The following is a 15,235-nucleotide window of genomic DNA, read 5'->3' on the forward strand; positions in this document are numbered from 1 at the left end:
CTCGAGATCCTGTCTCTCAGGGCCGGATGATCCGCAGGCCGTGCCCGGACTTCTCCATGTTGACGCGCTGGTACGAGGTGCGCTTCCAGTACCACGTCCGCCAGTCGGTGATCTTGCCGGAGGAGTGCTGGGCGTACTCGTCGTAGCCCTTCGCGAAGCCCACCTGGACGTACCGGCTGCCGATGTCGTACCAGCGACTGCGGAAGTCCTTGACCCGGATGAAGGAGTAGCTGCCCTCCTCGAAGTAGTAGCCGTCGTTGTTGTACCAGCGGGCTTGATGCCAGTTGTTTGTCATCGGGATCCGGCCGCCCCGGTTCCACGCGGCGCTCACGAAGTTGGTGCAGTCCGAGCCGTAGAACTTGTAGTTCGGGATGGTCGGCTTGCTCTTCGAGGTCTTCGCGTAGTTGGCCTTCGCCCAGTTCTGGGCGGCGACGCCGTCGAACCGGGATCCGTACCCCTTGGCCATGACCTGTCCCTCGGCCTGCGCCTCCGGGGACTCGGAGGGGTCCGGCTCCTCCTGGCCCGGCTCCTCGGCCGGGGTCTCGGTGTAGCCGTCGAAGGTGACCATCCGCCACTGGCCGTCGTCACCCTTGCGCAGGCTCACCTGCCACTGCGTGGGGTCCGGCGCGGTGCAGGCGTCCTCCGGGGCGGAGGCGTCCACGACGAGCGAGCCGCCCTCGAAGCAGTTCGTCGTCGCGCCCAGCACGATCGCCGTCGCGGTGCTGCCGCTGACCTGGATGCCGCGCCACTCCAGCACCTGGAAGTCCGAGCTGACCAGCGAGGGCAGCGTCGGGTCGGCGGCGTCCGCCTGCATCGCCTGGGCGAGCGCCGTCGCCTCGGCGTCCAGCACCGTACGGTCCAGGCTCGTGGACATCTTCGCGATGAAGCTCGACGCGGAGGACGCCGAGTAGGCGCTCATCCCGGGCGAGGTGTTCGCCGCGGTGACGTCGCCGACGTACCGGGTGGCCTGCGCCTGCCGGGTGGCCGGCGCCGGGGACAGCCGCTGGGCCTGGTTGAACGACTCCATCAGCGTCTCCATGCCGGAGCGGATCGCCGTGACGTCGGCCGCCGGTCCGGCGTCGGCGGTGGCCGGCAGCGGCTCGTCGGCGTCGAGGTCGAGGTCGCTCGCCGTGGGGGCGTTGGCGGTGGTCGCCAGCAGGTTGGCCTTGTCGGCCGGCATGTCGGCCACCTCGGCGCTCGCGGTGAACTCACACCACGGCGACCATCCGGAGGTGATCGTCCCCTCGTCCGCCTTGACCCGCCACTGGTAGCTGTCGCCGTCGGTGAGCTGCCCGGCCGGGATCGTGGTGGCGGCCGCCGTGGCGTTCTTGCCGGAGACCGTCGCGCTGCCCAGCGCCTCGGCGCCCTCGACCGGCCACCATTCGAAGGTGACGGCCAGGGTGGCCGACGCGGCGTAGCCGTACGTGGCGGCCAGCGCCGGGGTCAGACCGGCGACCGGGCGGCCGGACCCGGTCACGCAGACCGGCGACGCCGCCGTCGTCCGCGCACCGAGCCGCGGCGACGTGTTCACCACGAACTCGCACTTGCTGCTCCACGCGCTGTAGAGCATGCCGTCGGTGACCCGTACCCGCCAGGCGTACGTGCCGCCGTTGACGAAGGCGCCGGCCGGGACCGTCACCGTCCCCTTGGCGCCGGAGGTGAACTCGGCCGACGTCCCGCCGCCGATCTTGGTGCCGGCGGTGGTGAACCACTCGAAGTCGGCCAGCAGGGTGTCGCCGTTCGGGTCCGTGCCGGTGATGCCGAGCACCGGCCGGTTCGTGGCGATCGACGGCCGGGACGCGCCGGTCACGCAGGAGGTCGCCGGGCTGGTGCTGCGGGTGCCGAGCTTGGGCTGCCCGGCGAACGAGCACTCCTTGGCCGGCGTGGTGGCGCTGCCGTCGTCGTCGAGGTCGATGCTGGAGATGTAGGTGTAGCACCAGAGCCAGACCTTCTGGCCCACGGCGGTCTTCACGCCGGTGTTGGGGCAGTCCGAGTAAGGCCCGGTCCGGAGATTCTGAGCGAAGTTCATGACGCCGCTGCCGGAAATGGCGGCTCACCAAGTGAACCATCGAATTCCCCCGGATTGATACCCGTCGCCGAGCGGGCGAACGGGGGGTTAATGATCTACTTAGGAGTCCCGTCTGGCAAGGTGTCAGCGCTGCTCCTGGGAGGGGACCAGGACCTCTCGCATGATCAGTTGGATGGCGGCCACCATCGGGATCGCGACGAGAGCGCCGATCACGCCGAAGAGGCCGACGCCGACCAGGGCGGCCACCAGCGCCGCCACGTCGCTGACCTTGACCGAGCGGCGCATCACGTTCGGGTAGATCAGGTAGTTCTCGATCTGCTGGTAGAGGATGAAGAACACGATGCAGACGACGCCGTCGGAGATCGAGGAGGCGAGGCCGACGAGGCTCACCACCACGGCGCCGAGGGTGGCGCCGATCTGGGGGATGAGGTCGCAGACCGCCACCACGACGGCAAGCGCGAACGGGAACGCCAGGCCGAGCGCCAGGGCCAGGGCGAACGTGCTCACCCCGGCCAGGATGGCGATCGCCAGCGCGCCCACCATGTAGGCGCCGACCTTCGTGAGGATCTCGTCGCTGAGCAGCCGCACCCGCTCCCGCCGCGAGCCCGGGACCAGGGAGTAACCGGCCTCCTTGATGCGTTCGAAGGCGGCCATGAAGTAGATCGTGAGCACCAGCACGGTCAGGATGTTGAAGACCGTCCCGAAGAGCAGCCGGGCGCCGCCGACCACCCCGCCCACCGCGTTGCCGACGGTGCCCGCGTTGATCGCGCTCTGCACCTTGTTGGCGATGTCGTAGCGCTGCACCAGGTCGTTCACGGTCTCCGAGCGCTGCAGGCTCTCGATCACCTCGGGGGCGTTGTTGATCAGCTCGGTGGTCTGGGTGACCAGCGGCGGTATCAGCGCGATCAGGCCGCCGACCAGCAGGCCGACCACGCTCAGCGCCACGATCGCGACGGCGAATCCGCGGCGCATGCCCCAGCGGCGCAGACGGTCGACGGCCGGGTTCAGGCCTATCGCGAGGAAAAGAGCGATGAAGATGAGTACGAGGATCGACGCGGCGTTCCGGAGGCCGAGGAAGAGCGCGTACGCCAGGATGACGCCGAGCCCGAACAGGAATCCGAAGAGGAACGGGCTGCGCCGGTTGAGCGGACGCCCGGGCTCACCGAAGCGGCCCTCGTCGTCCCTGTCCTCCGCGGGCGGCGCCTCGCCGTCGGCGGCTTCCGGCTCTTCTTCGGCAGCTGACACCCTCGGAAGTTATCGCTGCCGCGCCGTCCCCGCCAGCGATGCGGGGACGGCGTGTCGATGATCGCCTATTCGGCGTCGGCCGGGATCCGGCTGGCCTGCGGCACGGTCACCTTCGCCGAAGCGGTGACCTTGGCGGGCTGCACCTGCTGCGTCGTCTCGGTGGCCGGGGAGGCGGCGGCGGGGGAGACGGCGGGAGCGGCGACGGGGGCCTGCGCCACGGCGGTGGCGGGCCCGTGGTCGGGTTCCGCGTACGCATCCTGGTCTTCCGGAGAGGCGGCGGCCGCGAGCACCGCGGCGGCCGCGAGCTCGGCCACCCGCTTCGCCTCTTTCTGCACCTGGCGGCGAACTTCGGCGGCGTGCCGCTCGGCGGCCTCACCGGCCCGCTCGGCCTCGGCCACCCGCTCCAGCTCGGCATCGAGCTTCTTCCGCGTCTCGGTGAGACGCTGCCCGGCCCGCTCGGCCTCGGCCTCCGACTCGAGGGCCTGCTGCTCGGCGGCGACGCGACGGGCCTCGGCCTCGTCGATCTTGGCGAGCGCGGCCTCCAGATCACGGCCGGCCTGGGCGATCTTCTCCTGCTGGGCGGCGATCTCCTTGCGGACCGCGGTGGCCTGCTCGTCCGAGCGCCGGAGCACCTCTTCGGCGTAGCGGTCGGCCTCGCTGCGCAGGTCGGCGCACTGCTTCTCGACGCCGGTGCGCATCTGGTTGAGCTCCTCGAGCACCGAGTGCCGGCGCAGCGCCAGCTCCTGGTCGACCGCGGCCTTGAGCTCGGTGTGCTCCCGCTCGGCGGCGGCCCGCTTCGCGTTGATCTCCTGCTGCGCCTTCTCCCGCTGGGCCTTGAGCTCCTGCTCGGCCTGCACCCGGGTGGACTGCACGTAACCGTCCACTTCGGCCTTGGTGCGCTGGGCCTCCTGCACGGCCTTGTCGGTGAGCGCCTGCGCCTCGGCGCGGGACCGGGTCAGCACGGCCTCCGCCTCCTTCAGCGTCTGCTCGGCGTTCTGCCGGGCGGTCGCCACGTGCTTCTCGGTGGCGGCCCGCTTCGCGGCGTCGGCCTTCTCCTCCTCGGCCCGGCGCGCGGCCAGGGCGATCTCGAAGTCGCGGATGCCGTCGTGGGCGTGCGCCTCGGCCTCGGCCCGGATCCGCTCCGCCTCGGCGAGCCGGCTCGCGATGTCGTCGGTGGCGGACGCCTTGATCGCCTCGGCCTGCTCCTCGGCCAGCGCGAGGATCTGCTCGACCCGCGGGCCGAGGTGCCGGAAGGAGACCTCGCCCACGGCGCCGGACTGCCGCCGGACCTGGGTCATCTCCTGCTGGAGCCGCTCGATCTGGGCGCTCATCGCCTGGAGCTGCGAGTACGCCTGCTCGCGCTCGGCGGCCAGCGCCGCGATCTCGTTCTCGGCGCGGGCCACGTATCGCTCGACCTGTTTCTTCTCGTAGCCCCGCAGAGCCGTCTCGAAACTGGGCTCGGCCGCCGAGTCTCCAGTGAGACCGAAGATTTCACCGCCGTGCGACATGCTGTCCATCCTCACATACGCATCGTCCCGTGGCGTGTGCATACACACCGGGCTGGCAGGGACTATGCGGGTAGTTGCCGATTTGTCTGACCCCGGCTTGCCAGAACCCAAGGCTACGCGGCGAAAACGAGCGAGGCCGTATCGGAGAAACTCCGATACGGCCGTCGAAGCCGCGACCGCCCGGCCGATTCACCGTCGCGTACTCGCGGCGGCTCCGCAACCCGGGGGCGGCGCGTCGAATATCTCTATCTCAGGAGTTGGTCTTGGCGGCGACCGGCTCGTCGCCGGCCTCGGCCTGTTCGGCCTGCTCGGGCTCGTCGGCCTGCTGCTCGGCGGCGGGCTGCTGCTCGGCCGCGCGCTGGGCGGCGGGCTGCTCGGGGGCGCGCTGGGCGGGCGCCTCCGGCTTCGCCGGGGCGACGGCCTCGGCGACCGCCTTCACGGCCGCGGCGCCACCGCCGACACCGGGGACCAGGCCGGACAGGCCGGAGAGCATCTGGCCGAGCTGGTTGGTGACGGCGTCCTTCTGGCGGGTCAGGTCCTCGACCTCGCGGCGGGCCGCCTGGGTGGTCAGCTCGGCCTCGGTGCGGGCCTCGCTGAGCAGGCGGTTGGACTCGGTGCGGGCCTCGGTGACGGTCTTCTCGGCGAGCGCGCGGGCCTTCTCGACGGCCTCGGCGGCGCTGCGCTCGGACTCGACCCGGCGGGTCTCGGCGCGCTGCTCGATCTCCTTGGCGCGGTCCTCGGCGGCGCGGGCGCGCTCCTCGGCCTCGGACACCATCTTCTGGGTGGCGGCGACCTGGGCGGCGTGCCGCTCGGACTCCTCGCGCTCGGCCTTCTCCCGGCGCTCGGCGATCTCCAGCGCCAGGGCCTGGAGGTCCTTGTCGCGCTTGTCCCGGGCGTCGGTGAGCAGCTTGGTGGCCTCGGCGCGCTTCTCCTCGGCCTCGCGGGCGGCCTTGGCCCGGGCCTGGGTGATCTCGCGCTCGGCGGTGGCGCGGTGCGAGGCGACCTCGCGCTCCACCGTCGACTTCAGCTCGGCGACCTCGTGCGCGGTGACCGTGCGCAGCTGCTTGGTCTCCCGGTCCGCGTCCGAGCGCAGGGTGTCGGCCTCGCGCCGGGCCTGGACCCGGGTCTCGGCGGCCTCCCGCTCGGCGTGCGTCCGCAGCTGGCCGGCCTCGCGCTCGGCGGTGGCCTTCATGGCGGCGGCCTCGGCCCGCGCCTTGTCGGTGATCTCGCGCGCTTCGAGGCGCGCGGCGGAGAGGATGCCCTCGGACTCCCGCTTGGCCTCGTTGCGGTGGTCGTTCGCCTGCTCCTCGGCGAGACGCAGGATCTGCTCGACCCGGGTGCCCAGACCGGAGAGCGTGGGACGGTTGTTCTCCTCCAGCAGCTTGTTGGAGTCGGCGAGCTTCTGCTCCAGCGCGTTGAGACGCTGCTCAGCCTGGCGCAGACGACGCTGGGCGTCGTTCATCCGCTGTTCGGCCTCGCCGCGAGCCTGCTCGGACTGGTTCAGCGCGGCGAGCAGCCGGCCGATGTGTCCGTCGACCTGGTGACGGTCGTAACCCCGCAGAACCACGGTGAAGTCGTGCTGCGAGTTGGCGGTCTCGAAGAAGGCCAGGTTCTGATCCTGCTGCTGGGGCATTGCGCCATCCTGGCGAGAAGGGGGCGGACATGCAAGAGCGGACGGGCATCCGAACCGCATCGTAGATCAGCTTTGACCAGGAGCGTAGCCGGGTCCCGGGCCGAACGGACATGTCGCGCGGCTCACCGGCCGACCGGCTCTCCTCCCGTCGCCACCTGCTCAGTCGGCGCTCCGGATGACCGCCGTTCCTCCGGCCGCGTCGTCGGCCCTGCTCAATGGGCTCGATCCTGCCAGTCCGCCCGGCACGAGTCAGGTCGAATCACCCGACCGGCGTACCCTCCCGGGCCGGCTCGACCAGCTCCACCAGGACCCCGCCGGCGTCCTTCGGATGGACGAAGTTGATTCGCGACCCGGCCGTGCCCCGGCGCGGAGCGTCGTAGAGGAGACGGAGTCCGCGGGCGCGCAGCGCGGCGGCGGCCGCCTCGACGTCGGCCACCGTGTACGCCAGTTGCTGCAGCCCCGGGCCGCTGCGGTCGAGGAACTTCGCGATCGCCGAGTCGGGGCGCAGCGGCGCCAGCAGCTGGATCCGCGGCCCGGTGCCGTCGCCCACGCTCAGCATCGCCTCGCGGACGCCCTGCTCCTCATTCGTCTCTTCGTGCACGCATCGGAGACCGAGGTTCCGTTCGTAGAACTCGATGGCCGCGTCCAGGTCCGGCACGGCGATCCCCACGTGGTCGATGCGCAGCAACTCCATGCCTTCGACGCTCGCGAATGTGACATTCTCGGGTCGGCTGTTGCTCGATGAGACGTCCGTCATGAGGCTAGTCTCGGGCCTGACTCATCGTTAAGGCCAGCCTTTCCCGTCCTCGGGGCGGGCCTTGTCGCAGATTGGGATCGTGACCGTGACCAGCTCCGTCATCGTGAGTGGCGCCCGGACCCCGATGGGGCGCCTGCTCGGCAACCTCAAACACCTCTCCGCCACCGCCCTGGGCGGTCACGCCATCGCCGCCGCCCTCGAGCGCGCCGGCGTCGCCCCCGACCAGGTGCAATACGTGATCATGGGCCAGGTCCTCCAGGCCGGCTGCGGGCAGATCCCGGCCCGGCAGGCCGCGGTCGCGGCGGGCATCCCGATGACCGTGCCGGCGATCACCGTGAACAAGGTCTGCCTCTCCGGCCTCGACGCGATCGCCCTGGCCGACCAGCTGATCCGGGCCGGCGAGTTCGACGTCGTGGTGGCCGGCGGCATGGAGTCGATGACCAACGCGCCGCACCTGCTCACCGACCAGCGGGCCGGCCGCAAGTTCGGCGACGTGACGGCGCGCGACCACATGGCGTTCGACGGGCTCACCGACCCGTGGGCCGGCGTCTCGATGGGCGAGTCGACCGAGACCAGCGGCACGAAGCTCGGGATCTCCCGGGCCGAGCAGGACGCGTTCGCCGCCGCGAGCCACCGGCGGGCCGCCGCGGCGCAGGCGTCCGGCCGGTTCGCCGAGGAGATCGCCGCGGTCCCGGCCGGCGGCCGCGGCGCCACCGGCCTGGTCGACACCGACGAGGGCGTGCGCCCGGACACCACCGCCGAGTCGCTGGCGAAGCTGCGTCCCGCGTTCACCGCGGACGGCACGATCACGGCGGCCTCGTCCTCGCCGATCTCGGACGGCGCCGCCGCCGTCGTGGTGATGCGTAAGGAGAAGGCCGAGGAGCTCGGCCTCACCTGGATCGCCGAGATCGTCGCGCACGGCAACGTGGCCGGCCCGGACAGCTCGTTGCAGTCCCAGCCGGCCAACGCCATCCGGCACGCCCTCGACAAGGCCGGGCTGTCCGTCGACGACCTCGACCTCATCGAGATCAACGAGGCGTTCGCCCAGGTGGTCATCCAGTCGTCGCGCGAGCTCAAGGTCAGCGACGAGATCGTCAACGTGAACGGCGGCGCGATCGCGCTGGGCCACCCGATCGGCATGTCGGGCGCCCGCCTCGCGCTGACCCTCGCCCTCGAGCTGCAGCGGCGCGGCGGCGGCCTCGGCGCGGCCGGCCTGTGCGGCGGCGGCGGCCAGGGCGACGCCCTGATCATCAGGGTGCCGGCCGCTCCCGCGGTGACCGAGGCTCCCGCCGCCGAGGTGGCCGAGGTTCCGGCGGCGTGACCGCTCCAGGCCGCGGGGCGCGCTCCCGCGACGTGCCCTCCCTCGTCGCCAAGGCGAGGGAGGGTGATCCGCGCTCGGTGGCCCGGCTGATCAGCCTGGTCGAGAACGGCGACCCGGCGCTGCCCGAGGTGGCCGCCGCGATGGCGCCGTACGCGGGCCGCGCCCAGGTCGTCGGCCTGACCGGCGCGCCCGGCGTGGGCAAGTCGACCACCACGAACGAGCTGGTCCGCGCGCTCCGCGAGACCGGAGCCCGGGTGGGCGTGCTCGCCGTCGACCCGTCCAGCCCGTTCAGCGGCGGCGCGATCCTCGGCGACCGGATCCGGATGCAGGACCACAGCGCCGACCGCGGCGTCTACATCCGTTCGATGTCGAGCCGGGGGCAGCTCGGCGGCCTCGCCGCGGCGACGCCCCAGGCGGTCCGGGTGCTGGAGGGCGCCGGCTGCGACGTCGTGCTGGTCGAGACGGTCGGGGTCGGCCAGGCCGAGGTGGAGATCGCCTCGCTCGCCGACACCACACTGGTGCTGCTCGCCCCGGGCATGGGCGACGCGATCCAGGCGGTGAAGGCCGGCGTCCTGGAGATCGCCGACGTCTTCGTGATCAACAAGGCGGACCGGCCGGGCGCCGACGTCACCTACCGCGACATCCAGGGGATGCTCGCGCTCGGCGAGCGCGGCCCCGGCGACTGGCGGCCGCAGGTGACCCGGGCCGTCGCGGTCAAGGGCGAGGGCCTCGACGACGTGGTGGCGGCCATCGGCAAGCACCGCGACTGGCTGGAGACCAGCGGCAATCTCCAGGTCCGGCGGGAGCGCCGGGCCGCGGCCGAGGTGTCGGCGCTGGCGCTCGGCGTGCTCCGGGCGCGGATGGGCGACCTGAGCGAGGGCACGGCGCTGGCGGAACTGGCGGCGAAGGTCGCCGCCGGTGAGCTCGACCCGTACGCGGCCTCTGATCTTCTGTTGGAGAGCATCTCCTGAACGACTAGCCGAAACGCGCCAGGGTCTCCTCGATCAGGGCGCGGTCCCAGGTGAGCCGGCCCGACTCGAGGTCGGCCACCACCCGGCGCAGCCAGTCGATCTCGGCGCGCATCATCGCGACCCGGTATTCGTCCTCGATCAGGAAGAGCCGGGGCAGCCCGGCCGGCGCCTGCGCCTCGACGCCCGCGGCCCGGTCCTCCATCGTGGCGAGCCGCCGCCGCAGCAGCCCCCGTGTCTCGTCCGGGGTGAGCAGCGCCAGGAACGCCAGCGAGACCGGGAACTCGGGGAACTCGCGGGCCGGTTCCGGCAGGGTCTCGAACAGCCACCGCCGCAGGGTGGCCGCGCCCTCCTCGGTCACCTCGTAGACCGTGCGCTCCGGCCGTCCCGGTTCCCGGCTCGTGCCGCCGGGGCGGACCAGGCCTTCCCGGACCAGGCGGTCGAGGGCCTGGTAGACGCTGTTCCGCTGGGCGACGTTGACCAGCTGGTCCTGCCCGCGCTCCTTGATCATCTGCTGCATCCGGTAGGGGTGCATGGGCGCCTCGACGAGCAGCGCCAGCAGGACCATCGCGAGGGGGGACCGCTTCATGGCGTAGAGGATAGGCCTTGACGCGCGCTAGTCATGGCATCAATAGTCATTGTATGACTAAAGACCGAAGAGCAGCGTTGATCTCCGGTGGCGGCATCGCGGGGTGCGTCGCCGCCGTGGCCCTGCACCGGGCCGGCTGGCAGCCCCGCGTCTTCGAGGCGCGCGACCGGGACGCCGACGAGCGGGGCGCGTTCCTGACCGTGGCCGTGAACGGCGTGGCCGCGCTGCGCGATCTGGGGCTGGATCCGGGGCGGGTGCTCGCGGCCGGGTTCGCGACGCCGACGCTGGCGATGAGCAACGGCCGGGGGCGGCGGCTCGCGGTGCTGCCGCTCGGCGGGCCGGACGCGGAGGGAACGGTCACCACGACGATCAAGAGAGCCGATCTGTACGCGGCGCTGCGGTCCGCGGTGACCGGCCTGGGCATCCCGATCGAGCACGGCCGCCGTGTCGTGGGTTTCGAGGAGCGGGCGGGCGGGGTGGCCGTGCGGTTCGAGGGCGGCGGCGGGGCCGAGGGTGATCTGCTCGTCGGCGCGGACGGGCTGCGGTCCCGGATCCGCGCGGCGCTCAACCCGGGCGGCGCCGAACCGGAGTACCTCGGGCTGCTCAACGCGGGCGGGTTCACCAGCCGCCCGGTCGACGCGGGCGGCCCCGGCCCGGTGCGGATGGCCTTCGGCCGCCGGGCCTTCTTCGGCTGGGTGGTCGCGCCGGACGGTTCGGTCTGGTGGTTCGCCAACCCGCCGCGCCGCGAGCCGGTCCGCCCCGGCGAGTTCACCCCGGAGGGCTGGCGGGAGCACCTGATCGGCCTCTTCGCCGGCGACGACCTGCCGGCCGCCGCGATCATCCGGGCCACCGGCGAGGTGCTGGGCCCGTGGAACACCGAGGATCTGCGCCGGGTGCCGGTCTGGCGGTCGGCGCGGACCGTCCTGATCGGCGACGCGGCGCACGCCGTCTCGCCGTCCTCGGGCCAGGGCGCGTCGATGGCGATGGAGGACGCGGTCACCCTGGGCCGGTGCCTCACCGGCGCTCCCGATCTGGCGCGCTACGAGTCGCTGCGCCGGCCGCGGGTCGAGAGGGTGGTGGCCCACGGCCGCCGCAACGGGAGCGGCAAGACGGCGGGTCCGGTCGGCGCGGCGATCCGGGACGCGATGTTCCCGCTGGTCGCGAAGATGCTGACGCGCAAGGGCGACCCCCAGGCGTGGATCTTCGAGCACCGGGTGTGAGGCGGAAGGGCGCCCCGGCGGCGTGGCGGACGCCACCGGGGCGGAGGGGGATCGCCGGGATCCACTCTCCCGATCGGACGGTCCGGCCGGCAAGACGCAACAACCGGCAAAAGCCACGAAACGTCATAGCAACCGGGTCATAGCCTTAATGATCGTTCAGTGCTGCTCTACGATGTCGGGATGAACGCTGCCGAGATCGCCGCCGGCCGGGAGCGCTGGCAACGACGCTACGACGAATCCCGCAAACGGGACGCCGACTTCACCACGCTCTCCGGCTCGACGGTGGACCCGGTCTACGGCCCGCCCGAGGGCGCCGACCACCCCGGCTTCGAGCGCATCGGGTGGCCGGGCGAGTTCCCGTACACGAGAGGCCTCTATCCCACCGGATATCGCGGCCGGACCTGGACCATCCGCCAGTTCGCGGGGTTCGGCAACGCCCGGCAGACCAACGAGCGCTACAAGATGATCCTGGCCGCCGGAGGCGGCGGGCTGAGCGTCGCGTTCGACATGCCCACGCTGATGGGGCGCGACTCCGACGAGCCGCAGTCGCTCGGCGAGGTCGGCCACTGCGGCGTCGCCATCGACTCGGCCGCCGACATGGACGTGCTCTTCGACGGCATCCCGCTCCAGGACGTCACCACCAGCATGACCATCTCCGGTCCGGCGGTGCCGGTCTTCTGCATGTACCTGGTGGCCGCCGAGCGGCAGGGCGCCGATCTCAGCAGGCTCGACGGCACCCTGCAGACCGACATCTTCAAGGAGTACATCGCGCAGAAGGAGTGGCTCTTCGAGCCCGAGCCGCACCTGCGCCTCATCGGCGACCTGATGGAGTACTGCGCGCGGGAGATCCCCAAGTACAAGCCGCTGAGCGTCTCCGGCTACCACATCCGGGAGGCCGGGGCGACCGCCGCGCAGGAGCTCGCCTACACGCTCGCCGACGGCTTCGGCTACGTCGAGCTCGGCCTGTCCCGCGGCCTCGACGTCAACACGTTCGCGCCGGGCCTCAGCTTCTTCTTCGACGCGCACGTCGACTTCTTCGAGGAGATCGCCAAGTTCCGGGCGGCCCGCCGGATCTGGGCCCGGCACCTGCGCGACGACTACGGCGCGACCAGCGAGAAGGCGCTGTGGCTCAAGTTCCACACGCAGACCGCCGGCGTCTCGCTCACCGCGCAGCAGCCGGTCAACAACGTGGTGCGGACCGCCGTGGAGGCGCTCGCCGCGGTGCTCGGCGGCACGAACTCGCTGCACACCAACGCCCTCGACGAGACCCTCGCGCTGCCCACCGACGAGTCGGCCGAGATCGCCCTGCGGACCCAGCAGGTGCTGATGGAGGAGACCGGCGTGGTCAACGTGGCCGACCCGCTCGGCGGTTCCTGGTACGTCGAGGCCCTCACCGACCGGATCGAGGCCGAGGCCGAGGAGATCTTCGCCCGGATCCGTGAGCTCGGCCACGACGGCAGCGTCACCCAGGGCATCCTGCGCGGCATCGAGGACGGCTGGTTCACCGCGAACATCGCCGAGGCGGCCTTCGTCTACCAGCAGGCGCTGGAGAAGGGTGACAAGAAGGTGGTCGGCGTCAACGCGCACACCACGACCGTCGCGAAAGACCTGGAGATCCTGCGCGTCTCGCACGAGGTCGAGGTGGTGCAGCGGCGCGAGCTGGGCGCTCGCAAGATCAACCGCGATTCCGTACGGGTGAAGCAGGCGCTCGAGAAGCTCGTGGCGGTGGCCCGCACCGGCGAGAACATGATCCCGGCCATGCTCGACGCGGCCCGTGCCGAGGCGACGCTGGGCGAGATCTGCGGCGTTCTCAAGGACGAGTGGGGCATCTATCGGGAGCCGGCCCGATTCTGACGCCCGGTCCCGGAAGCCGGCCCCGGCCGGTTTCCGGGACGACGACCGTTGTGACGTCCGATATCGGCGGCCTGGTGGCGACGCGAACAGGCGCGACTGCGTGCGAGACTAAATAACCATGAGCGACCCACGGACCACTCCGTCGATCTTCACCCGCGGCGCGGTCGATCTCAGCGCGCTGCGCCCCTCGGCGCCGGCCAGGCCGGCCGCGCCCAGCACCTCGCCGGCCGGCACCCCGGCCGCACCCTCCGGCGCGCCCGCCACCGGGGCCCCGGGCGGCATCCCCGGCGTGGCGCCCGAGACCGTCATCGAGGTGACCGAGGCCAACTTCCAGGAGGTGCTGGAGCGGTCGCTGCAGACGCCGATCCTGCTCGACTTCTGGGCCGACTGGTGCGAGCCGTGCAAGCAGCTCTCGCCGGTGCTGGAGCGGCTGGCCGCCGAGTACGCCGGCGCCTGGATCCTCGGCAAGCTCGATGTGGACTCCAACCCGCGGCTCGCTCAGGCCTTCCGGGTGCAGGGCATCCCGATGGTGACCGCCGTGATCGGCGGCCAGCCGGTCGAGGGCTTCACCGGGGTCCTCCCCGAGGCGCAGATCCGGCAATACATCGACGCCGTCCTCAAGGCCGCCGGCGTGAGCGTGGAGACCCCGGCCGACCCGCGGATCGACGCGGCCGACGACGCCCTCATGGTCGGCGACCTCGACGCGGCCGAGGCGGCGTACCGCAAGGTCCTGGCGGAGTCGCCGGCCGACGCGGCCGCCGAGTCCGGCCTGGCCCAGGTCGAGCTCTACCGCCGGATCGGGGGCGCCGACCCGGCGGCCGTGCTGGCCAAGGCCGAGGCGAACCCGGACGACGTCGAGGCCCAGCGTCTCGCCGCCGACATCGAGGTGCTCAGCGGGCAGGCCGCCGAGGCGTACGCTCGCCTGGTCCGCCTCGTGAAGCGCACCGCCGGCGACGAGCGCGACGCGGTCCGCAAGCACCTGCTCTCGCTGTTCAGCGTGGCCGGGCCGGACGACCCGGCCGTGGCCGGCGCCCGCCGCGCGCTCGCCAGCGCGCTCTTCTAGGCCGTCGACGAAGGGGAGGGCGTCGTGCGCCGCATCGCCGTTCTGGACGCGCCGTCCAACCTCGGCCTGCGCCCGCCGACCGCGACGTCGGTGCCGGGCTGTGCCAAGGCGCCCGGCGCCCTCCGCGACAAGGGCCTGGTGACCCGGCTCGGCGCCCGCGACGCCGGCTGCCTCACCCCGCCGCGCTACGACCCGGGCGACTGGCGTCCCGGCGACGGCGTCGCGCACGCCGCCGAGATCGCCGCGTACTCCCGGGCGCTCGCCGACCGGATCGGCGCCATCATCGACGGCGGCGAGTTCCCGGTGGTGCTCGGCGGCGACTGCTCCATCCTGATCGGATCCGGCCTCGCCATGCACCGTCTCGGCGAGGCGGTCGGCGGCCGGATCGGCCTGGTCTTCGTGGACGGCCACTCCGACTTCCGGCACCCCGGCAACGCGTCCTACGTGGGCGCCGCCGCCGGCGAGGACCTCGCCCTGGTGACCGGCCGCGGGCAGGCCGACCTGGCCGCCATCGAGCGCCGCCGGCCCTACTTCCGCGACGTCGACGTGGTGGTCCTCGGCATCCGCGCCCAGGACGAATACCGCCTCGACCTGCAGGCCGCCGGCATAGTGACCAGGCCGGTGCCGGCCCTGCGCGCCGAGGGCGCCGCCCGCAGCGCGCAGTGGGCGAGGGACCAGCTGGTCGACTGCGCCGGCTACTGGGTCCACATCGACGTCGACGTCCTCGACCCGGCCGTGATGCCCGCCGTCGACGCCCCCGACCCGGGCGGCATCGCCTTCCCCGAGCTCGAGCTCCTCCTCTCCGGCCTGGTCGAGTCCCCGCACTGCCTGGGCGTCGAGATAACCGTCTTCGACCCCGACTACGACCCCGACGGCCGCTACGCCGCCGAGATAACGTCCGCAGTGGTCGCCGGCCTGGCCCCGGTCAAGACCACCACCCCCCGCCCCGACCTGGTGGCGGCCCGCCGAGACCTGGCCTCCCCGCTGGCGCCCCTGCTGTCCCCGGCGGCAGCCACTCCCGACGCCGCCGATCAGCACGTGCCCGACC

General features: G+C 72.4%; 11 protein-coding genes and 1 pseudogene. 6 read left to right on the plus strand and 6 right to left on the minus strand.

What is annotated here, in order from left to right:
- Nucleotides 1-16: 16 nt before the first annotated feature.
- The 5 genes from AB0G10_RS02685 to mce all read right to left on the minus strand — a co-directional run bounded on the left by AB0G10_RS02685 (nucleotide 17) and on the right by mce (nucleotide 7,109).
- Nucleotides 17-2,029 (minus strand): amidase domain-containing protein, encoded by a 2,013-nt coding sequence (locus AB0G10_RS02685; RefSeq protein WP_360915405.1) that lies wholly within the window; start codon nucleotides 2,027-2,029, stop codon nucleotides 17-19.
- A gap of 123 nt (nucleotides 2,030-2,152) precedes the next feature.
- Nucleotides 2,153-3,274 (minus strand): AI-2E family transporter, encoded by a 1,122-nt coding sequence (locus AB0G10_RS02690; RefSeq protein ID WP_360915408.1) that lies wholly within the window; start codon nucleotides 3,272-3,274, stop codon nucleotides 2,153-2,155.
- 65 nt (nucleotides 3,275-3,339) lie between these two features.
- Nucleotides 3,340-4,791, minus strand: a complete 1,452-nt coding sequence (locus AB0G10_RS02695) for a Laminin subunit beta-1 (RefSeq protein ID WP_360917933.1) — start codon at nucleotides 4,789-4,791, stop codon at nucleotides 3,340-3,342.
- Nucleotides 4,792-5,032: 241 nt separating this feature from the next.
- Nucleotides 5,033-6,415 carry a cell division protein DivIVA gene (locus AB0G10_RS02700; protein WP_360915411.1) on the minus strand — a complete coding sequence of 461 codons (1,383 nt, stop codon included), beginning with the start codon at nucleotides 6,413-6,415 and terminating at the stop codon, nucleotides 5,033-5,035.
- A gap of 259 nt (nucleotides 6,416-6,674) precedes the next feature.
- Nucleotides 6,675-7,109 carry a methylmalonyl-CoA epimerase gene (gene mce, locus AB0G10_RS02705; protein ID WP_360915414.1) on the minus strand — a complete coding sequence of 145 codons (435 nt, stop codon included), beginning with the start codon at nucleotides 7,107-7,109 and terminating at the stop codon, nucleotides 6,675-6,677.
- A gap of 148 nt (nucleotides 7,110-7,257) precedes the next feature.
- On the opposite strand from mce, the gene AB0G10_RS02710 reads away from it, so the two are divergent.
- Together AB0G10_RS02710 and meaB are read left to right on the plus strand one after the other, a co-directional pair.
- A complete protein-coding gene (locus tag AB0G10_RS02710) occupies nucleotides 7,258-8,493 on the plus strand; it encodes an acetyl-CoA C-acetyltransferase (RefSeq protein WP_360917934.1) in 1,236 nt (411 codons plus the stop codon).
- A complete protein-coding gene (gene meaB, locus AB0G10_RS02715; RefSeq protein WP_360915417.1) occupies nucleotides 8,490-9,464 on the plus strand; it encodes a methylmalonyl Co-A mutase-associated GTPase MeaB in 975 nt (324 codons plus the stop codon). The genes AB0G10_RS02710 and meaB overlap by 4 nt, the downstream gene beginning before the upstream one ends.
- Nucleotides 9,465-9,468: 4 nt before the next feature.
- Here the strand turns inward: meaB and AB0G10_RS02720 are convergent, their stop codons facing one another.
- Complete coding sequence (locus AB0G10_RS02720; protein ID WP_360915420.1) at nucleotides 9,469-10,050, minus strand: PadR family transcriptional regulator; 582 nt, start codon at nucleotides 10,048-10,050, stop codon at nucleotides 9,469-9,471.
- 53 nt (nucleotides 10,051-10,103) lie between these two features.
- Between AB0G10_RS02720 and AB0G10_RS02725 the strand changes: the two genes are divergently transcribed.
- The 4 genes and pseudogenes from AB0G10_RS02725 to AB0G10_RS02740 form a co-directional block, all read left to right on the plus strand.
- Nucleotides 10,104-11,270, plus strand: coding sequence for an NAD(P)/FAD-dependent oxidoreductase (locus AB0G10_RS02725; RefSeq protein ID WP_360915423.1), 1,167 nt, complete (start codon nucleotides 10,104-10,106; stop codon nucleotides 11,268-11,270).
- 180 nt (nucleotides 11,271-11,450) lie between these two features.
- Nucleotides 11,451-13,124 (plus strand): methylmalonyl-CoA mutase family protein, encoded by a 1,674-nt coding sequence (locus AB0G10_RS02730; protein ID WP_360915426.1) that lies wholly within the window; start codon nucleotides 11,451-11,453, stop codon nucleotides 13,122-13,124.
- Between the two features lie 118 nt (nucleotides 13,125-13,242).
- The gene (locus tag AB0G10_RS02735; RefSeq protein ID WP_360915429.1) at nucleotides 13,243-14,187 is read left to right on the plus strand and encodes a tetratricopeptide repeat protein; all 945 of its coding nucleotides are present in this window, start codon (nucleotides 13,243-13,245) and stop codon (nucleotides 14,185-14,187) included.
- Nucleotides 14,188-14,211: 24 nt separating this feature from the next.
- Nucleotides 14,212-15,177 (plus strand): annotated as a pseudogene (locus AB0G10_RS02740) (arginase family protein); the annotation flags it as partial.
- Between the last annotated feature and the right edge of the window lie 58 nt (nucleotides 15,178-15,235).

The organism is Actinoplanes sp. NPDC023714, from assembly GCF_040639855.1.
In the GTDB taxonomy this organism is placed as follows: domain Bacteria; phylum Actinomycetota; class Actinomycetes; order Mycobacteriales; family Micromonosporaceae; genus Actinoplanes.